This is a genomic window from Brevibacillus humidisoli (assembly GCF_020923435.1).
Classification (GTDB): domain Bacteria; phylum Bacillota; class Bacilli; order Brevibacillales; family Brevibacillaceae; genus Brevibacillus_E; species Brevibacillus_E humidisoli.
Genome location: NZ_CP087263.1, coordinates 3524662 through 3544793, shown reverse-complemented (window position 1 = coordinate 3544793; position 20132 = coordinate 3524662). Strand labels below are relative to the sequence as shown.

The following is a 20132-nucleotide window of genomic DNA, read 5'->3' as shown; positions in this document are numbered from 1 at the left end:
AGAAAGGAGGAGCGCTGGATGACGAGTGCTTCACAAGCAACGACGACAGCGGCGGAAACGGAGCAGGCAGTCAAGCCGCAGAGCACGATCCGTCTGCTGCTTAAAAATCGGTTGGCGACAGTGGGTCTGCTCTTTATCGTGCTGTGGACGATAGCCGCTCTGCTGGCTCCGCTGATCACACCGTACCCGCCCAATGAACCGGATACGGCGGTTAAGCTGCAGGCGCCCAGCGCCGAACACTGGTTTGGCACAGACAACTTCGGCCGTGATATATACAGTCGCGTCTTGTACGGGGCGCAGATCTCGATCTGGACCGGTTTGATTGCCGTTGGCATCTCGTTTTGTCTGGGCGTGCCGCTTGGCGGTATAGCGGCGTACTACGGCGGAGTTACCGGCAACGTGATCATGCGGGTGATGGATACATTACTGGCTTTCCCTTCTCTGGTGTTGGCGATGGCGATTGCAGCTTCGATGGGACCCGGTCTGCTTAGTGCGATGATTGCCGTCGGCATCGTCGGGATTCCCGAGTTTGCCCGCTTAATGTACGGGCAGACGGTCTCGCTGCGGGAGAAGGAGTTCGTCGAGGCATGCCGCGCGATCGGGGTGAAGGATACGGTGATCCTGTACCGTCACATCTTCCCCAATGCGCTTGCCCCGCTGTTGGTTCGGGCTACGCTGGGGATGGGCTTTGCTATTCTCACCGCCGCTAGCCTCAGTTTCCTCGGTCTAGGGGTAAAGCCGCCGATTGCCGAGTGGGGTGCGATGATATCCGAAGGTCGTGAATACATTATTTCCGGCCAATGGTGGATTGTCACCTTCCCCGGTTTGGCCATTGCCACTTCCATCCTTGGGTTCAACTTACTGGGTGACGGCCTGCGGGACGTACTGGACCCGCGTCTGCGCTCAAGTAAATGATGATACCACTCAACACCACGAAGCAAAAAGGGGGAAAAAACAAGATGAAAAAGCAAAAATGGCTTGCCCTGTTGGCCGCGGTGTCGATGGCGTTTGCCGTCGCCGGCTGTGCCGAGAATGCCAACCAACAGCCTGCTGAAGGGGAGAAGCAAGGAGATCAGCAGGCGGAAGCTCAGAGCAAGAATATCACCATTGCCTACTCTGAGGGCGGGCAGACGATGGACCCCGCTGAGGCGAATGACCTCACCTCTGATACGCTGGTGCTTGCCACCTACGACCAGTTGGTCACCTACGGTGTGAAAACCGTAGACGGGGCGGAAATCGCCAAGACAGACGAGATCAAGCCGATGCTGGCCGCGGAGTGGAAAGTGTCTGAGGACAACACGACCTACACCTTTACGCTGCGCGACGACGTGAAGTTCCACAGCGGCAATCCGGTCAATGCGGAAGCTGTTGCCTATTCATTTGATCGAGTGAAAAATTCCAACTCCGGAAGCTTCCTCTACGGCATGGCAGCGATTGACAAAGTGACGGTGCTTGACGATAAAACCGTCGAGATCAAGCTGCAGCGTCCCAATCACATGTTTTTGCAAATCATCGCGATGTACACCTTCTCGGTTGTCGACCCGGCTGTGGTGAAAGAGAAAGGGGACGACTACCTGAAAAACAACGCGGCCGGTTCTGGTCCGTTCAAACTGGAGAAGTGGGACCCTGCTTCAGAAGCTATCTTTGTGGCCAACAAAGACTACTGGCAAGGTGCGCCAAAGGTGGACAAAGTGACGATGAAGTTCACCAAAGAAGCGTCTAACCGCGTGATGCTGCTGGACAAGGGTGACGTCGACCTGGCGATTGAGATCCCGCCGAAAGACGTAGAACAGCTCAAACAGAACGCCGATCTGACCGTCCGCTCCGATGCGAGTAACCGGATTCTCTTCCTGGCGATGAACACGCAGGTGAAGCCGTTTGACAACGTCAAGGTACGTCAGGCGATTGCGTACGCCATTCCGTATGACAAGCTGATTCACGACGTGATGTACGACCAGGCGAAGCAACTGAAAAGCGCGGTGCCAAGCAATACGCCGGGCCACACAGATGCCGGATTTGTCTACAAGCACGATTTGGAAAAGGCGAAGCAGCTGCTGGAGGAAGCAGGCTATGGAGACGGATTCAGCTTTGACTTTACGCTGGGCTCCGGGTTCCAGGACTGGGAAGATGACGCCGTGCTGATCCAGGCGGAACTGGCCAAGATCGGGGTCGAGATGAACATCGAAAAAGTGGCTCGCGCCCAATTCCTGCAGATGCAAAAAGAGCGCAAGCTGACTTCTTACATCACCAAGTGGACCTCGTTCGTCAATGATCCTGGCTACCATCTCGGCTTCCTGCTCTATGGAAAAGGTTCTTCCAACTACGGCAACTACGTGAACGCGAAAGTGGATGAACTGTGGGAGCAGGCCAACAATGAGCCGGATCAGGCGAAGCGCGAAGAATTGTACAAACAGGCACAGGAAATCATCACATCGGAAGCGCCTTGGGCTTACCTGTACGAATACAACCGGATTGTCGGGATGAACAAAGACGTCAAAGGCTACATCTACTACCCAGATGAAGTGATCCGTTTCTACCCGCTGTCCAAAGGAGAATAATCTGTCAGCCCCCAGTTTTTGGGTCGTGCCCGGCACCAGCGATGGCCGGGCGGCCCATCCCTCGGGGGGCCTGATTTTATTTAGCGCCAAAACAGCGCTGCCCATGTGCAGACATGGTGCAAACATTACCCATTTTGGTGCAAACATTACCCATTGTTGAGGTGGTAAGGATGACAGATTGGCACCGTTTGATCGTCGAAGAGATCGACAAACGCCAGGAGGAACTGATCTCACTCTGTTCCAAGTTGATTCAGTTTCCCAGTGAAAATCCGCCAGGGGATTCTCGTCCGATCAGCCGCTTTATTATCGACTACTTGAAAGAAGCGGGGATTGAGACCGAGATCCATGAGTCGGGGGAGCAGATGTGGAACCTGCTCTCGACGATAGGCTCTTCGTCAGACAAACACCTGCTGTTCTGTGGACACACGGACGTGGTGCCGGCCGGCGATTTGAACCGCTGGGAGGTTCCGCCGTTCAGCGGGTTGGTAAAAGACGGCTACATTCACGGGCGCGGAGCGAGTGACATGAAGTGCGGATTGGCAGGACTGATCTTTGTCACCGCGCTGCTGTCTCGGATGGGCGTGCCGTTGGCCGGCAATCTTTCCTTGTTTATCGTTCCGGATGAAGAGACAGGTGGGGATCTGGGCGTTCCCTGGGTACTTGACCGCGGGCTGATCACCGGGACAGCCGCAGTCATTGCGGAACCGTCCCACCCGCAAAATCCGACGATCGGCCAAAAGGGAAGCTGCTGGTTCGAGTTTACGATTGAGGGAACGCCAGGGCACGGCAGTCTCTCCCCAATGGTCGGTGAAAGTGCCATTGTGAAAGCGGCCAAAGCGATCGAAGCCCTGCAGAAGCTGTGGGAGATGAAGCCGCAGATTCCGGAGGAAGTTCAGGAGATCATCGAAATATCCAAAAAGTACGTAAAGGAACGGGAGCGTACAGACTTCGGCGCAGCGTTTGACCATGTGACGGTAAACATAGGCACGATCCATGGCGGAACCAAGGCCAATGTGGTAGCCGACCGCTGTACGATTCAGGTGGATACGAGGGTACCGTTTGGGATTGACCATCGGGATGTGCTGAGAGAGGCCAAACGGCTGCTGCTGGAGGTTGGCATCGACGTAGAGCTGAGACCGTTCGGCTTCCATGGCAACGCCAACTGGACGCCTCCGACGGAAGATGTGGTTCGCCTGTTGGTAGAGAGCATCAGCGAGGTGAGCGGCAAAGAAGCATACGGCGTCCTGCAATGGGCCTCCAGTGATGCGCGCCACTTCCGCAAACACGACATCCCTGTGCTGCAGTACGGCCCTGCAGAGCTCTCCGGCATCCACTCCTTCAACGAGCGGGCTCCTATTGACCAGGTGATCCAATCGGCCAAAGTCTATGCCTTGACTGCGCTCAAGTATTTGGGGACAGCAGACGGGGGCTCACGGTAAAACATGATGCCACCAGAAGCCGTCCCATGGCGGATTGGTTGGGTCTGCAGCGAGGATGCAGAGATGCTGGAAGGGTCCGGACAGCAGGAGTCTCCGTCTGTTTGGCAGCTCTCCGACGGGCGGGATACGATCATCGTCAGTCGTACCGTCAAGTGGAGCGAGATACAGGGGAGCAGAGAGTCACATGATTTGCCGGAACTGCTTCGTGTGGTCAAGGAGTTGGGCGAGGAGACGGATGCGTTGATCCTCGGACCGGGAGTGGAGGAAGCGGTTGAACTGGTTCGGGAACTTGTCCATCAACCTGTGATTTGTGCTTCAACCGCCCCCTTGATTGTCGGACAGGTATACGGATCACGCATTGCTGTCGTCCGCGAGCAGATCGGTGAAACGGATCTGTTCACCTTCGCCTATCAGCACGCAGAGGCAATCGCAGTGGATGGAGATCGTCCGCCCCGGCCTGAAGCATCGGGGAGGAAGCGAGCCCATTCCATTCCGATCATTGACAGTGCTCATGCCTGTCTGCTGTTAGCTGAGCTGGCGGCGAAACATTCGTACTGGATGCGCAAAACACTAGGAGGGGAATCACCATGTTAAAACAAGTTATCGAAGTATTGGAGCTAATGGACAGTGCCAGTGTATCTGGTCAGCAGATAAAAGCCTATTTGGACGGGCTCGGCAAAGCGACGATTCAAGTGGAAACGGTCAGCGGAGCTGAGGGATCGACTGACTTCGTTCAGATCACCATTCCGGGAAAAACGGGGCGATTGAGTGGTGGAAATAGCCCTACACTGGGCATTATTGGCCGTTTGGGCGGAATCGGTGCCCGTCCCGAGCAGATTGGTTTTGTTTCCGACGGTGACGGGGCAGCGGCTGCGATTGCGGCTGCAGCCAAACTGCTTGATATGCAGAGCAAGGGTGACGTTCTCGATGGGGATGTGATTATCTCTACCCATATTTGCCCGGACGCGCCGACACAACCGCACGATCCGGTGCCGTTTATGGGTTCGCCTGTTGACATTTTGACGATGAACGAGTACGAGGTATCGCCGGAAATGGAGGCCATTCTCTCCATCGATACGACCAAGGGAAATCGCGTAATCAATCACAAGGGTGTTGCCATTTCTCCAACGGTGAAAGAGGGCTATGTATTGCGCATCAGCGATGACCTGGTTGACATCCTGCAGACCGTATCCGGACGTCCCGCTGTTACCTTTGCCGTCACCACCCAGGATATTACACCTTACGGAAACGGATTGTATCATATCAACAGCATCCTGCAGCCGGCTGTGGCTACTTCTGCCCCAGTGGTTGGTGTAGCGATTACGGCAGAGACGGCTGTGCCTGGCTGCGCTACAGGTGCCAGCCACGAGGTGGACATTGCGCTGGCTGCCCGTTTTGCAGTAGAGACAGCCAAACAGTACGGTCGCCAAAAGTGCGCGTTCTACTCACAGGAAGAGTTTGCCCGAATCCAGAGCTTGTACGGCTCGATGAAGCATCTGCAAACACTCGGCAAAGAGGAATAGCACGAGTGAAGGAAGGAGAATTGCGATGAAACCACTGCTGGAGATCACCGGCTTGCGGACAGAGTTTGAGACCCATGCAGGTACGGTACGAGCTGTAGACGGCGTAGATATGGTTCTGCAAAAGGGGGAGACGCTGGGTGTAGTTGGTGAGTCCGGTTGTGGAAAAAGCGTCACCTCTCTTTCGGTGATGCAGCTCCTCCCCAAAGGTGTCAGCAGGATTGCGGCGGGAGACATCCGATTTGAAGGAAACAGCTTGCTTTCGCTGTCTGACCGCGAAGTGCGCAAGATTCGCGGCAATCGGATCGCGATGATCTTTCAGGAACCCATGACCTCGCTCAATCCTGTGTTTAAAATCGGTCACCAGATCACCGAGTCGATCCGCTTCCACCTCAAGTTGGGGAAAAAGGAAGCGTGGGCGCGGGCTGTCGAGATGCTGAAAAAGGTAGGCATCTCCCGGCCGGAGCAGATTGCCTATGAGTATCCGCACCAACTATCTGGTGGGATGCGTCAGCGGGTGATGATCGCGATGGCGATGTCTTGCAACCCGCAGCTGTTGATTGCCGACGAGCCGACGACCGCTCTCGACGTGACCATCCAGGCGCAAATCCTCGATTTGATGCGTGAATTGCAGCGGGAGCACGGAACCTCGATCCTGTTGATCACGCATGATCTCGGCGTCGTGGCCGAGATGTGCGATCGGGTCGTGATCATGTATGCGGGACAAGTAGTGGAAGAGACGGATGTCAAAACGCTGTTTCGCGATCCGAAACATCCCTACACCAAAGGACTGCTCGCTTCCCTGCCGCAGTTGGCCGGGCAGCAGACGCGTCTCTCCTCCATTCCCGGACAGGTGCCCAATCCACTGCAGATGCCGTCGGGGTGCCGTTTCGCACCGCGATGTGCGTATCGGACAGAAGCATGCGACCAGGTACAGCCGGAGCTGCTGGAGGTAGAAGCAGGGCATAAGTGCCGATGTCTCTTGTATCAGGAGGGGACAGCGTGAAGCCATTATTGGAAATACGCAATCTGAAAAAACATTATCCGATCACCAAAGGATTGTTTGGCAAGCAAGTGGGTGCAGTGAAGGCGGTAGACGGCGTGTCGCTGACGATCAACGAGGGAGAAACACTGGGCATCGTCGGTGAGTCGGGCTGCGGCAAATCGACTACGGGACGTGCTGTTCTCCGCTTGATTGAGCCAACCGAGGGAGAGATCTTGTTTGACGGTGTTGATGTGCGGGCCTTGAAAGCAGATGAACTGCGAACGTTTCGCACCAACATGCAAATCGTCTTTCAGGACCCGTATGCCTCGCTGGATCCCAGGTGGACCGTCCAGCGCATCCTGGAAGAACCGATCCGTACGCACCAACGCCTCTCCGATGCTGAGATCAAGGAGAACGTCCGCGAACTGATGGAAGTGGTCGGACTCTCTACCTATCATGCCGACCGCTATCCGCATGAGTTTTCCGGCGGACAGCGGCAGCGGATCGGGATCGCCCGGGCACTGGCACTGCGGCCACGGTTTATCGTCTGCGACGAACCGGTGTCCGCCCTGGACGTGTCGATCCAGGCTCAGGTGCTAAACCTGATGCAGGATCTGCAGGAGCAGTTTTCCCTCACCTACATGTTTATCTCCCACGATTTGTCGGTCGTCAAGTTCATCAGCGACCGGGTGGGGGTGATGTACCTGGGACGGCTGGTGGAGCTCGCTCCGACTCAGGAGATGTTTGCTGAACCGTTTCATCCCTATACCAAGGCGCTGATGTCGGCAGTTCCTGTACCAGATCCCGAATCAGGCCGGGAGCGCATCGTTTTGACGGGAGATGTGCCCAGTCCGCAAAACCCGCCCAGCGGCTGTACTTTTCACACGCGATGTCCGGTAGCAACCGACGCCTGCCGCTCGGTCGTGCCCAAATGGCGGGAGGTAGCGCCTGGACGTCACGTTGCTTGCCATCTGTATGAGTAGCGATCAACTGCCTTTCCAATCGGGAGGGCAGTTTTTTCATCGGGCAAATCTAACACAGACTGCAGACAAAGGGGAGCACACAGGAGAGCAGCTCTTTTCCTCTATCCTATTGGTCTGTGTTGCCCGGTTTAATGATTTGGGTGGTTCCATCGGGTTTCATCACTTCTTCACGGATCATCCCTTTGTCATTCACAAAAAAGTAAAGATCTTGATAGGGTTCCTGTGTGTAGGCGATCGTGTACAAGGACACATGTTTATCTTTCCAGCCAATCAACAACTCAACCCCAATCATTCCACTGCGGAGTCCATCTTCATCAATGACGTGGTCGGGGACAGAGGGATGATAGTTCTCATCCTTATAGAAGCGGTACTTCCAGTACTGATCAAGCCCGGTCTCAAGATCGCCATTATGATCCACTAGAACATAGTCGTCTCCAAACAAGTCAATTACTTCTTCCTCAGATAAGCCCATTTTCACGTTATTTTGGATTCCAGCGACTTTTTTTAAAACTTCTTCATCACGGATTGCTTCTTTTCCTTGGGAAAGAAGTGGTTGGTCAAATATTGTAGTGAGATAATAAATTACCAAAATAGCGGAGATCCCTACAATCAGGATAATCGATAGACTAGCCTTTCTGTGCATGCTCCAAACCTCCCTGAATGGTAAGTTTACCTGTGATGCTTCTGCGGTAAACAATCATAAAAGCACACTCCCATAATACGTTATGGGAGTGTGTTACAAAAGTTATCTTTGAGTAGGTGTTTCTAATATCGCCTGCTTTTTTTCCTTGGAGAGTGAAGTTTCCAAGATTGATTTTATCTCTTTGTCGGATAATTTGAATTGCTTTTTGAAGTTTGTCATGGTTCCACCAGGATATGTCATTCCTTTGGCATTCACATCAAAGTGTAGATGATAACCACTGGCTCCACTTGTTCCAGACGTTGCAATTGTAGTACCCTTGTTTACTTCTTCATTTCTTGTGAACTTAAGTGTTCCGGGTTCTAAATGTAGGTATCTCGTGATTAAGTTTTTTCCAGTATCGGGATCTTTATCGTTGTGCTTGATGGTGATAGCATACGTTACTCCATCAGAGAAATGCCCACTTTGAATAACCTCACCTGATGCCGTTGAATATACTGGTTTCTTATAGACTCCAATGTCTATTCCTTTGTGCCAACGCCAACCGACATCGCCATAATCGTCCGTTATCGTGTCATCCGTTGTAGGCCAGGTCCAGTGCATGTTGTAATATGGATCATCAGGTCCCATTGGCTTGACTTCTTCATTCGATACGATTGTATCAGTGGAAGCGAGAACACTCGGAGAGATAATCGTCCCGATCAGTAAAGCTGAAGTAAATAAGCGGTAAAACCTTTTCATGCAAATCCATCTTGGTAGATCCGATAAAGATAAGGAAATCAATTCTGCCTTCACAACAGTTGACAGCCAGAGATAAATCTTGTACATTTGAACAAACGTCAACTATGTGAACAAACGTGCAGAAGGGGGAGGAGGTGTCTTGGTGGGTAATCTCGTCGAGGAGCGAAAACGACTGCTGGTGAAAGTGAGCAAACTGTATTACGTAGATGGATTGAACCAGCAGGAGATCGCGGAGCGCCTGCGGATCTCACGGCCAAATGTCAGCAGGATGCTGAGTGAGGCGAGATCGGAAGGAATCGTTACGATCACGATCAAGAACCCGTATGAGGAAGAGCAGCAGTTGGAGCGGGCGATTGCCGAAACATTCGGCATTCACGATGTGATTGTCCACAACATCTCGGATAACGATCCGAAGCTGATTGAACGGCAGCTGGCGCTTGCTGGTGCCGCCCTGCTGGAGACGACACTGAAGGACCGCGATATCGTAGGAGTGATGGCTGGCCGGGCGACTGCTTCACTTGGCAGAGAAGCGGAGTATTTCCCGCGGAAGGGACTGCAGTTCGTCCCACTGGTCGGCGGTTGGGGAATCGAGCGGGCCGATTGGCATGCCAATACAAATGCTCGCGTCTTGGGTGAAACGTTTAAAAGCAAATACTGGCAGTTGAATGCTCCTGCTGTCGTCTCATCAAAAGAGACACGGGATGCGCTGCTGAACGAACCGGAAATACAGGAAGTGCTGGGCCTGGCCCGTCAATCTACAGTCGCTTTGCTGGGGATCGGGCAGCTGTCCGAACAGGCGACGATCGTCAAATCCGGGTATCTCAAAGCCGAAGAACTGCGCTCCATTGAGGAGAGCGGAGCAGTGGCTAACCTCTGCGCTTCTTTCCTCAACGACCGTGGCGAGATCCTCGAACTGCCGGTATCGGCTCGCATGATCGGGGTGACACTGCCCGAACTGCGCAGGCAAGCGCAAGTCATCGGCATCGCAAGTGGCGAAGACAAGGTGGCGGCCATCACCGCAACGCTTCGCGGCAAGTGGATTGACGTTCTGGTGACAGATTACAGGACGGCGAAAGCAATACTTGAGTGGAACCGCACACACCCGGTCGAATCGTAAGGCCGGGCTGTGGTCTCGATGAAGAACAAAGGTAGAAATAGGAGGGAGACTTCATGAAAAAACTCATCTTTTTATTCATGTCGCTGTGTCTGGCCGCAGGCTTGACGGCATGCGGCGGAGGCGGAGACAGTTCTGGAAGTTCTGAAAACGCTGACACACCGGATCAGAAAAAGGTAGCGATTCTCACACCGTACTTGTCGTCGGTAACGACCAACGAGATGGTGGCAGAACTGACTCGTCAGGCGGCTGACCGCGGTTGGAAAGCCAATGTTGTCGATACCAAAGGAGACTTTGGACAGCTGGCCAGTCGGATGGAAGACGTGATTTCAACCAACGTTGATGCCATTGTGCTGGTGAGTACCGATCCCAACCAGGTAAAGAGTCAAATCGCGCAGGCCAAAGAAAAAGGAATCCCTGTGTTTGGTTGTGATGCCGGTTACATCGATGGAATGACGATGAATGCGACCAGCGACAACCAGGAAATGTCCAAAATGATTACCCAGTATCTGTTTGATGCCATCGGCAGCAAAGGAAAACTGATCGTACTGACCCACCGTCCGCACCCAGGCGTACTGAAGCGGACCGAACAGCTGGATGCGATGCTGAAAGAACATCCGGAGATCGAGGTCATTACGGAACAGCAGGTACAAGTACCTGGACCGATCGAAAATGCCCGCAAACAGATGGAGAGCCTCCTGTTGGCCAATCAGGCGGAAGGATCGATTACCGCTGTATGGGCAGGCTGGGATGAGCCGGCGATTGGCGCAGCTCAGGCGATCAAGGCAGCAGGTCGCAGCAACATCGTCGTGACCGGTATTGACGGGACAAGCCAGGCGATTGAAATGATCAAAGAAGATTCCGCACTGAAGGCTACCGTCAAGCAAAACTTCGTCGGGATGGCGGAAATCGTAGCTGAGCAGATGCAACTGGTGTTTGACGGCAAATCGGTTGAGGGCACAGAACTGTATGCCCCCGCGACATTGGTAACCAAAGAGAATGCGGCCGATATCCAATAGTCATCACGATTCCGATAAAAACGGGGGATTTGTGCAAAACCCCCCGTTTTTCTCTAAGCAGGGGGGAAGTCGCTCATGCCTCTATTGAGTGTAGAACAACTAGACAAGGTATTTGGACAACATTACGCGCTGAAAGATGTGTCCATCGAGATCGAAGCAGGAGAAGTACATGCCTTGGTAGGAGAGAATGGGGCGGGAAAGTCTACCTTCATCAAGTTGATCACGGGCGTGTACCAGCCGACGGCAGGGCACATCTACTGGGGGGGACGGGAAGTCCAGATCGGCAATCCGAGTGAGGCCCGACGGTTGGGCATCAACGTGATCCACCAGGAGCGCCACCTCGTACCGTCGTTTTCCGGGATGGAAAACTTGTTTGTCGGCTTGCCATACCCGCGCGGCAAGTGGTGGCCAGGCATCCGCTGGAACGAGATGAAGCTCCGTGCTGAGCAATTGAAAAAAGAGTTGGGAATCGACATTCCGCTCCATCTGCCTGCTTCGGAGATGTCGCCACCCCAGCGTACGCTGTTGGAAATCCTGCGGGCGATGCTGTTGGAATGCAAGCTGCTGTTTCTCGATGAACCGACCGCTTCCTTGACTGACCAAGAGGCAGAGATTCTGTTTGAGCTGATCGGCCGCTTGAAGTCGCAAGGGACAGCGATCATTTACGTATCCCACCGCCTCGATGAGGTGTTTCGTCTCTCTGACCGGATCACTGTCTTGAAAAATGGCAAAAAATCCGGAATCTTGACACGTGAAGAGGCGAATCGTGAGCGGTTGATTCAACTGATGACAGAAGAGAGCGGGATTACTTTCGCCGCACCCATTCAAAGATACGATGCCTCACAAGAGCCGATCGTACTGGAAGTGAAGGACCTGGCGACAGCCGACGGGAAAGTGAAGAACGCCTCGCTATCCGTTCGCCAGCGAGAAATTGTCGGCGTGTTTGGGTTAGCCGGGGCGGGCAGGACGGAACTGCTGGAGGCGATTTACGGCTTGCGCCCGCTCAGTCGGGGAAAGGTTGCCGTAAGTGAACAGCAGGTCGATACCCCCAGTCCAGCCGATTCCCTGCAACGAGGCGTAGTCCTGATCCCCGAAGATCGGCGGGGCAGCGGCTTGGTGATGAGCTTGACCATCCGGGAAAACATGACGTTGCCAATCCTCTCTCGCTATACCAACGGTGGTGTGATCGAGGGGAAGGCGGAACATGCTGACGTAAAAGAAAAGATGAGTGCGCTAAACGTGAAAGCGACCGGTTCTGAACAGCGCGTTGGTCAGCTGAGCGGGGGGAACCAGCAAAAAGTGGTGTTTGCCAAAGCGTTGATGTCCAATCCGTGTCTCTTTTTGTGCGATGAACCGACGCAAGCGGTCGACATCATGACGCGTAATGAGATTCATCGCCTGCTGCGGGAGCAGACGGAGCAAGGAAATGGCGTCTTGTTCGTCTCATCCGATTTGCCGGAAGTGCTGGAGGTGGCGGGCCGTTTGGTCGTGATGCATGATGGAGAGACGATCGCTGAGCTGCCGGTGGAAGGATTGAAGGCAGAAGATGTCTTGCAACTTTGTTATCGCCAGAGGAAGGAAGGTGCCACATCTCATGAATCAAACTAACTTGCAGCGTTCATTCTCGCTCGCTGAATTCCTGCGTTCCTATGGAACCGTCTTGGCAGGGATTCTGATCATCATCGGCTTCAGCGTGCTGAATCCGGACACATTTGCCACTTGGGACAACATGATCAACATCAGCCGACAGATCTCCTTTTTGGTGATCATCTCGATCGGTGCGACGCTGGTTATGTCGGTCAGCGAGTTTGATCTCTCCATCGGAGCAATGGCCAGCTTGGCAGGGGTGATTGCCGCCAAGATGGCTGCCGATCAAATGCCGATTCTGATCAGCATAGTTGCTCCGCTGCTGATCTGCTTGGTGATTGGATATGTAAACGGCTGGATCATCACTCGATTCCGTGTGCTTTCCTTTATCACCACATTGGCGATGGGTACCATCCTGGGTGGATTTACGTTCTGGTTTACCGGCGGTACGACGATTTTTGAGAACATTCCGGATTCGTTTCGCTACCTGGGGCAAACCAGTTGGCTCGGTGTTCCGCTGTTATCGATCATTATGATTCTCATTGTGCTGTTGTTCTGGTTTGTCATGGCCCATACCGGATTGGGACGTCGCTTGTACGCGATTGGCGGAAACGAGATGGCCTCACGGGTAGCCGGTCTCAATGTCCGTTTTAACAAAAACGCTGCCTTTGCGCTCTGTGCCGCCCTGGCTGCGCTTACCGGCATCCTGATGGCGTCCCGCTTGGGATCAGCCCATCCAACAGGTGGAAACGGATTGTTCCTGTCGGCCTATGCCGCCGTGTTTCTCGGCATAACCGTAGGAAAAGAAGGCGTGCCCAACATCTGGGGTACCTTCGTCGGTGCAGCAATTATCGGGATATTGGCCAATGGATTGACGATCATGGAAGTACCGACATTTATGCAAGATGTGATCACGGGTATGATCGTGATTGCAGCTGTGATCGTCCAAAAGCTGGGACGTGATGCGCGGTGAGTTCCCGATTCCACAGCAACCGCATGATGAATACCTACGAGATGGCAAGGAATCGCAATGAGGCAATGATTGTCGGATACTTTATCGCGGCAGACCCTGATCTGCCGCAAGCGATCAACATCGCTGCCGAGGCGGTGGCCGCCGGAGTGGACGTATTGGAGATCGGCGTACCCAGTCCAAACCCGTTTCTGGAAGGAAACATCATCCGACGCGGACACCAGCGAGTCCAGCAGCTCTCGCCCGATACCAGGGATCTGACCATCCGCTACTGCACCCAACTGCGCGAGCGTGTCGATGTTCCGATGTGGCTGATGGGCTATAGCCAGGACATCGTCGATAGTGGACTGTACCGGGAACTGGCAGACAAGCAGGTAATCGACGGATTGGTTTTGCCTGACGCACCACGGAACGTGTTGACCGAAGTAGAGCGGGAGGTTGGTTCGCAAGGCGTCGATGTCGTCCGTCTGGTTCACTCACAGATGGATCAAGATGAACTGAGAGAGACGGTGAGTGGCGCGACGGTCCTCTACGCTCAGCTTTATACGGGCACCACAGGCGACTTCTTGAGTCAGTCCAACGATCTGAACCAGCTGTATACTCGTGTACGTTCCCTGTCGGAAGCCATGGTCGTGGCTGGATTTGGCATTCGCTCGGCTGAGCGGGTACGAGAAGTAACCTCCGGCGGCTATGATGGTGCGGTGGTAGGCTCTGCTTACGTCGCGAAAGTAGAGCGTGGGGAGATGGACTCTCTCTATCAGCTGATTGCTGATATGAAAATTGCTGCCCGTCGACCCGGGAAGCTATTGTCGAAATGAGGTGAGCGATTTGCCATACGTGGCGTCATTTGATATTGGCACAACGGCGGCCAAAGGAGTCCTGGTTGCCAAAGACGGTTCGATCCAGGGAGAAGTGACCGTACCAATCGATACCCATTACGGAGATGCGGGTGAGGTCGAACAATCCCCGGAGCAATGGTGGCAGTCCGTTGTATCCATCTGCCGTACCTGGTGGGAAAATGGGTACTCCCCCGACTCGGTGGCGATGCTCTCCTTCAGCGGACAGATGCAGGACTGCATCCCTATCGACCACGAAGGTCAGCCAGTTCGTCCGGCCATTCTCTATTCGGACGGGCGTGCGGCAAAGCAGGCCGACAACATCAAAGAGAGGTTCCCGGAAGAGCAGATTCGCCGCTGGACCGGCAACCATCTGGACGGGTTGATGCCGCTGCCAAAGTTGCTTTGGTTAAAGGAGTCGGAACCGGAACAATACGCCCGCACACAGGTGGTGCTAATCAGTTCCAAAGATTACGTTATCCGCAAGCTGACCGGTGCCTGTGTAACCGACCCGACTTCAGCCGCAACCACCGGCATGATGGACATCAGCAGGCGGGAATGGTTGACCGGGATGGTGGAGGAGTGTGGAGTAAGGTGTGATCTACTGCCACAGCTGCTGGCTGCCGACGAGATCGCCGGGCAGGTAACGGATGAAGCCGCCGCTGCCACCGGATTCATCGCTGGAACACCAGTACTCTGCGGAGTAGGTGACGCAGGGGCAACCACGGTTGGTGCAGGCGTTACCGAGGTTGGCAGCATGTACGTCTATCTGGGAACAACCGGCTGGGTGGCGATGCCGTCGGAAACAGTAGCGGAACAGGGAAACGGGATCTTTCATTTGGCTCATCTTCCTGAAAAGCTGGTCTTCGCCGTTGCTCCCTTGTCCAATGCAGGAAATGCACACGGCTGGGCAGCCCGGGTTTTTGCGGATGAGGTGCAGTCGGATCAAGCCAATGCCTTTGGGCAGTTGGAACGACTGATGAAAGAAAGCGGTCCAAGTGCTCAGGATGTGTACTTTTTGCCCTATCTGCACGGGGAGCGCTGTCCGGTGCAGGATCTCGATGCCAGCGGCTGCTACCTCGGGGTGCGGCCAACGACGACACGGGGACAGATGGCTCGTGCCGTCCTGGAGGGAGTGGCCATGTCCATCCGCCAGGTTCGAGACTTGCTTGCCGATGGGAGAAGCGTAGAACAGATGACCCTGATCGGCGGCGGCAGTCGCAGTGCAGTATGGAATCAACTGTTGGCCGATGTCTGTGACGCCCGTGTCGTCGTACCGGAGCAGGCAGAATTCCTGCCCTCTCTCGGTTCTGCAGCGGCGGCCTTCGTCCGGCTCGGCTGGGCAGACAGCTATACCCACTTCAGCGAAACCTATTTGAACAGACAGCGAGTGGCAGTCTACAGTCCCAACCCAGAACATCGTACGATCTATCAACAGCGCTACCAGACATTTTTACAGTTGTATCCTACGCTGCAACCGTTGTTTTCCAGGTTGTGATAAGAGCCGACTCCATGTAAGGGGGTCGGTTTTTCGTCCATCCGGCGAAGACGTTTTCTTTTAGATGTACATACTAGGAGGAAGGAACTGGACAGCCCGCCCGTACATGCTATACTGGTGAAAGTTTAAGCAACAAGTGTATGGAGGAGAGAGATGATGTACCGTTTGTCAGAACGCGATTGGCTGGCCTATCAGGCCAAAAACAAAGATAGAGGCCGGATGTTGATCACCTGCCCGGATCGGCCTGGGATCGTCTCCGCTGTCTCGCAGTTTTTGTTTTCTCACGGTGCCAATATCGCGGAATCGGATCAGTATTCGAGCGACCCGGAGGGAGGGCGCTTTTTCATGCGGATCGAGTTTGATCTGCCTGAGCTGGAGTGGCGCTGCGAGGAGTTGAAAGCGGATTTCCGGCAGATTGCTGACACCTTCCAGATGGAATGGTCGATCGTGGAAGCGAAAAAACGGAAGCGGATTGCCATCTTTGTCTCAAAAGAAGACCACTGCTTGTTGGAACTGCTTTGGCAGTGGAAATCGGGCATGCTGCACGCCGATATCGAAATGGTGGTCAGCAACCACCCCGATATGCAGCAGTTGGTGGAGTCGTTTGGCATCCCGTATCATCATATACCGGTTACCAAGGACACCAAACAGGAAGCGGAGCGGCAGCAGTTGGAACTGCTGCAGGGAAAAGTAGACCTGATCGTGCTGGCTCGCTACATGCAGATCCTCTCGCCTCGTTTTCTGGAGGATCATCCCAACGGCATCATCAACATCCATCATTCGTTCCTGCCCGCTTTTGTCGGGGCCAAACCGTATGAACAGGCCTATCGCAGAGGCGTCAAACTGATTGGAGCGACCGCCCACTACGTGACGGAAGAGCTGGATGCCGGACCGATTATCGAACAGGATGTACAGCGAGTCACCCATCGCTATGATGTGGAGGCGCTCAAACAGATCGGACGGCAGATCGAGCGAACCGTGCTGGCCCGCGCCGTCGGCTGGCATCTGGAAGATCGGGTGTTGGTCTATCAGAATAAAACAGTCGTCTTTCCCTAGCAGCAGCTTGGCAGCCCACCCCTCGCTAAGAAGGTTCCTGAAAAAAGCGGGGGCACCGGAGGGGAGGAGCATCAGACGTGAGCACGATCCGTTAGCCGTTGGTCGATCTGTTCCTGGATGAGGCGGATCGCCTGTTCGGCTTCAACGTCCAGCAGCAGCTTATGACCCGATTCGGGGAAGTAGTATACGGAGCAATCTTCACTGCCTAATTCCCGCTTCAGGTGTTCGGCGCTGATCGCTTTCACCGTATCATCTCGTTTTGTCTGCAAGATCACGCTGGGGCAGGTGACCTTTGGCATGATCTGCTTCGTCTCTGTCAGCAAAAGGCGGAACTGCAGCATACTGCTTACCGGGATGCGGGTCATGCTGTTGAGGTAGCGGGAAGCATGAGGCCGGAAATCGCTGCGCAGATTGCGAACGACCTGACCCAAGTCCCAGTATTGATATGGTGTATTGACCGTAATCAGCATCTCAGACGGGTACTTTGACGCCAGATGGATCGCCAGCAGGCCGCCCATGGAGAAGCCGATCAGCACGATGGGATCAGCGCGCATCGCTAGTCGTTTATAAGCTTCCTCGGCTGAGCCAAGCCAATCGTGCCGTTTGCTTCTGGCTAGTTGGCGGCGGGTCAGACCGTGTCCTTCCAACGTGGGACACTCCACTGCATATCCTGCGTCCTTTAACTGCTGCGCCAATGGCAGCACCTCGTATACGTCACCCGCAAAACCGTGGATGACCAGGCAGCCTGGTTTCATTGCTGTCATTCCTTCGTTAGAATATCGGATACGACTTAAACATAGCAAAATAACGGAGAAAACAAAAGAGCCATCGCCTAGGTGCGGGCAAGAGGGGGAGAGCTAACGTGGACAAATTTATGAAACGAGCAGTAGAACTGGCAGTTGCCAATGTTCGCGAAGGTGGGCAACCTTTTGGGGCTGTGTTGGTGAAAAACAAAACCGCTGTAGCCGAAGGTGTCAATGAGCTGCACAAAACGCATGATGTCAGCGGGCATGCTGAACTCCTTGCTATCCGTCGGGCGCAGCAGCAATTGCAGACGAACGACCTGTCCGGCTGCACCATGTATGCGAGCGGAGAGCCGTGTCCGATGTGCTTGAGTGCAATGTACTTTGCCGGAATCGACAAGGTTTATTATTGCACGTCACTTGAAGATGCCGTTGCAGCGGGATTAGGGCGTGCAAAAGTGATCTATGAGGATTTGCAAAAACCGAAATCGGAACGTACGCTTGCGTTGACACAAATGCCATTGCAAGAGGGACAAGAAAACCCGATGAAGCTGTGGAGAGCATAGAAAGGCCCGGAGCGAAGCTCCGGGTCTCACTTGGTGGACAAGAAAGATAAACAATTGCTGCTGGATACCAGCACAAGATTTCGAACGTGCGCAAGGAAATCTGCGAGCGCAAGCAAACGTTGCGAGGCGAAAGAGAAAAACAGGTGAGCGAAAGCCTTGTCAGTGCCCACAGAGTCGGAGCGGAGACGGTCATTTTCGACTTCTTCGCAGGCACTGGCACGAGCCGAGCGAACCTGTTTTTCTCTTTCGCCCCCCACTATTGTTCGTCGAACGCAAAGAACCGCCAGGGTGACGTTTTCCTTGACTGTCCCCCGTTGTTAGCCACCATCTAACAGGGGAGATGCAGTCCAACCCTGACGGTTTTTCTCACTCGACAGATGGAAAAAGGACAGCATCAGAAGCTGATCGTCTTTAACTGGTCAGCAATGATCAGTTTCGGTTGCGTACTGGCTTGGATTTCCTCGACGGTATAGCCTTCCGCGATCTCCACCAGCTTTAATCCTTCAGCGGTCACGTCTAGTACCGCCCGGTCTGTAATGATCCGGTTTACCACCTGTTTTCCGGTCAGAGGCAATGAGCAAGTGTCCAGAATTTTTGGTTGGCCGTGCTTGTTGACGTGATCCATGATCACCACGATTTTTTTAGCGCCGTGCACCAGGTCCATCGCACCGCCCATTCCTTTTACCATCTTGCCGGGAATCATCCAGTTGGCGAGGTCACCTGCTGCCGAAACTTCCATCGCCCCGAGGATCGCCAGGTCGATGTGGCCGCCGCGGATCATCGCGAATGACTCCGCGCTGGAGAAGTAGGCAGCGCCTGGAATAGCCGTGACCGTTTCCTTGCCGGCGTTGATTAGGTCGGGGTCCACCTCTTGTTCGGTCGGATAAGGGCCAATCCCGAGCAGCCCGTTTTCCGACTGCAGCACCACTGTTTTCCCTTCGGGAATATAATTGGCGACGAGCGTCGGCATCCCGATCCCCAGGTTGACGTAAAAACCGTCTTCGATCTCCTGTGCCGCCCGCATTGCTATTTGTTCGCGTGAAAGTGCCATCAGAGATTCCTCCTTTTTGCTAAGCCCGATATATGCTAAGCCCGATCTATCATGCGATTCGTGCTATGACGAGCGTACCGTCAGACGTTCGATCCGTTTTTCAAAGGAAGGTGCCTGGATCAGACGCTGTACATAGATGCTCGGCGTGTGAATGTGATCAGGGTCCAGTTCGCCTGCTTCGACGATCTCCTCGACCTCGACAATCGTCACTTTTCCAGCCGCTGCCATCATCGGGTTGAAGTTTTGCGCTGTTTTCCGGTAGACCAGGTTGCCCATCTTGTCAGCTTTCCAGGCCTTGATGAGGGCGAAGTCCCCCGTGATGCCGTACTCCAGCAGATATTCCTTGCCGTCGAAGACACGCGTCTCCCGTCCTTCGGCAATCGGCGTGCCGACACCAGCAGGCGTGTAGAAGGCCGGGATGCCGGCACCTCCGGCGCGCAGCCGCTCTGCCAGCGTACCTTGCGGATTGAGCTCCACTTCCAACTCGCCGGAGAGGAACTGCCGCTCAAACTCTTTGTTCTCACCGACGTAGGAGGAGACCATCTTTTTGATCTGCTTCTCCTGCAGCATCAGTCCCAAGCCCCAATCGTCCACGCCACAGTTGTTGGAGACGACAGTCAGGTCTTTGGCTCCTTTGTCGCGCAGGGCGAGGATCAGGTTTTCGGGAATCCCTACCAGCCCAAAGCCGCCGACCAGCAGCGTGGCCCCGTCATGGATGTCGGCAACGATGTCGGAATAAGACGTATAAATTTTTGCCATGTTTGTACGTCACTCCCCTGTGTTTTTTTAAAAAATTCTGGTTTGACACGTTTGGCGGCAAAATGGG

At 54.2% G+C, this 20132-nt stretch carries 20 protein-coding genes; 15 read left to right on the top strand and 5 right to left on the bottom strand.

The window, feature by feature from the left end; genetic code table 11:
* Positions 1-18: 18 nt before the first annotated feature.
* The 7 genes from LOK74_RS17375 (at position 19) to LOK74_RS17345 (ending at position 7485) form a co-directional block, all read left to right on the top strand.
* Entirely contained in the window at positions 19-915 is an 897-nt protein-coding gene (locus tag LOK74_RS17375; protein WP_230043271.1) for an ABC transporter permease, read from the top strand.
* Between the two features lie 44 nt (positions 916-959).
* Positions 960-2558, top strand: coding sequence for an ABC transporter substrate-binding protein (locus tag LOK74_RS17370; RefSeq protein ID WP_230043270.1), 1599 nt, complete (start codon positions 960-962; stop codon positions 2556-2558).
* A 170-nt stretch (positions 2559-2728) separates the two neighbouring features.
* Positions 2729-3997, top strand: coding sequence for a M20 family metallopeptidase (locus LOK74_RS17365; protein ID WP_230043269.1), 1269 nt, complete (start codon positions 2729-2731; stop codon positions 3995-3997).
* A gap of 3 nt (positions 3998-4000) precedes the next feature.
* The gene (locus LOK74_RS17360; RefSeq protein WP_230043268.1) at positions 4001-4591 is read left to right on the top strand and encodes a hypothetical protein; all 591 of its coding nucleotides are present in this window, start codon (positions 4001-4003) and stop codon (positions 4589-4591) included.
* Positions 4585-5520 (top strand): DUF1177 domain-containing protein, encoded by a 936-nt coding sequence (locus LOK74_RS17355; RefSeq protein WP_230043267.1) that lies wholly within the window; start codon positions 4585-4587, stop codon positions 5518-5520. The genes LOK74_RS17360 and LOK74_RS17355 overlap by 7 nt, the downstream gene beginning before the upstream one ends.
* Before the next feature lie 25 nt (positions 5521-5545).
* Complete coding sequence (locus LOK74_RS17350) at positions 5546-6523, top strand: ABC transporter ATP-binding protein (protein ID WP_230043266.1); 978 nt, start codon at positions 5546-5548, stop codon at positions 6521-6523.
* Positions 6520-7485 carry an ABC transporter ATP-binding protein gene (locus tag LOK74_RS17345; protein ID WP_277613394.1) on the top strand — a complete coding sequence of 322 codons (966 nt, stop codon included), beginning with the start codon at positions 6520-6522 and terminating at the stop codon, positions 7483-7485. The genes LOK74_RS17350 and LOK74_RS17345 overlap by 4 nt, the downstream gene beginning before the upstream one ends.
* A gap of 106 nt (positions 7486-7591) precedes the next feature.
* Here the strand turns inward: LOK74_RS17345 and LOK74_RS17340 are convergent, their stop codons facing one another.
* Together LOK74_RS17340 and LOK74_RS17335 are read right to left on the bottom strand one after the other, a co-directional pair.
* Positions 7592-8128, bottom strand: coding sequence for a hypothetical protein (locus tag LOK74_RS17340; RefSeq protein WP_230043264.1), 537 nt, complete (start codon positions 8126-8128; stop codon positions 7592-7594).
* Positions 8129-8230: 102 nt separating this feature from the next.
* On the bottom strand, positions 8231-8866 hold the full coding sequence (locus LOK74_RS17335; protein ID WP_230043263.1) for a M23 family metallopeptidase: 636 nt from the start codon (positions 8864-8866) through the stop codon (positions 8231-8233).
* Positions 8867-9008: 142 nt separating this feature from the next.
* Here LOK74_RS17335 and LOK74_RS17330 point away from each other — a divergent pair, with 142 nt between their 5' ends.
* The 7 genes from LOK74_RS17330 to purU all read left to right on the top strand — a co-directional run bounded on the left by LOK74_RS17330 (position 9009) and on the right by purU (position 16946).
* On the top strand, positions 9009-9983 hold the full coding sequence (locus LOK74_RS17330; protein WP_230043262.1) for a sugar-binding transcriptional regulator: 975 nt from the start codon (positions 9009-9011) through the stop codon (positions 9981-9983).
* A gap of 53 nt (positions 9984-10036) precedes the next feature.
* A complete protein-coding gene (locus LOK74_RS17325; RefSeq protein ID WP_230043261.1) occupies positions 10037-10999 on the top strand; it encodes a sugar ABC transporter substrate-binding protein in 963 nt (320 codons plus the stop codon).
* 75 nt (positions 11000-11074) lie between these two features.
* The gene (locus LOK74_RS17320) at positions 11075-12607 is read left to right on the top strand and encodes a sugar ABC transporter ATP-binding protein (protein WP_230043260.1); all 1533 of its coding nucleotides are present in this window, start codon (positions 11075-11077) and stop codon (positions 12605-12607) included.
* Positions 12594-13559 carry an ABC transporter permease gene (locus tag LOK74_RS17315; protein ID WP_230043259.1) on the top strand — a complete coding sequence of 322 codons (966 nt, stop codon included), beginning with the start codon at positions 12594-12596 and terminating at the stop codon, positions 13557-13559. The genes LOK74_RS17320 and LOK74_RS17315 overlap by 14 nt, the downstream gene beginning before the upstream one ends.
* Positions 13556-14374 carry a tryptophan synthase subunit alpha gene (gene trpA, locus LOK74_RS17310; protein WP_230043258.1) on the top strand — a complete coding sequence of 273 codons (819 nt, stop codon included), beginning with the start codon at positions 13556-13558 and terminating at the stop codon, positions 14372-14374. The genes LOK74_RS17315 and trpA overlap by 4 nt, the downstream gene beginning before the upstream one ends.
* Positions 14375-14393: 19 nt before the next feature.
* Positions 14394-15890 (top strand): xylulokinase, encoded by a 1497-nt coding sequence (locus LOK74_RS17305; protein ID WP_230047047.1) that lies wholly within the window; start codon positions 14394-14396, stop codon positions 15888-15890.
* A 156-nt stretch (positions 15891-16046) separates the two neighbouring features.
* Positions 16047-16946, top strand: coding sequence for a formyltetrahydrofolate deformylase (purU, locus tag LOK74_RS17300; protein WP_230047046.1), 900 nt, complete (start codon positions 16047-16049; stop codon positions 16944-16946).
* A 71-nt stretch (positions 16947-17017) separates the two neighbouring features.
* Here purU and LOK74_RS17295 read toward each other — a convergent pair whose 3' ends face one another.
* Positions 17018-17701: an alpha/beta hydrolase gene (locus tag LOK74_RS17295; RefSeq protein ID WP_230043257.1), complete on the bottom strand. Its 684-nt coding sequence runs from the start codon at positions 17699-17701 to the stop codon at positions 17018-17020.
* Positions 17702-17808: 107 nt separating this feature from the next.
* Between LOK74_RS17295 and LOK74_RS17290 the strand changes: the two genes are divergently transcribed.
* A complete protein-coding gene (locus LOK74_RS17290; protein WP_230043256.1) occupies positions 17809-18255 on the top strand; it encodes a nucleoside deaminase in 447 nt (148 codons plus the stop codon).
* A gap of 394 nt (positions 18256-18649) precedes the next feature.
* On the opposite strand, the gene LOK74_RS17285 is transcribed toward LOK74_RS17290, so the two are convergent.
* A complete protein-coding gene (locus tag LOK74_RS17285) occupies positions 18650-19306 on the bottom strand; it encodes a CoA transferase subunit B (protein WP_230043255.1) in 657 nt (218 codons plus the stop codon).
* 63 nt (positions 19307-19369) lie between these two features.
* Positions 19370-20065, bottom strand: coding sequence for a CoA transferase subunit A (locus tag LOK74_RS17280; RefSeq protein WP_230043254.1), 696 nt, complete (start codon positions 20063-20065; stop codon positions 19370-19372).
* Positions 20066-20132: the final 67 nt, after the last annotated feature.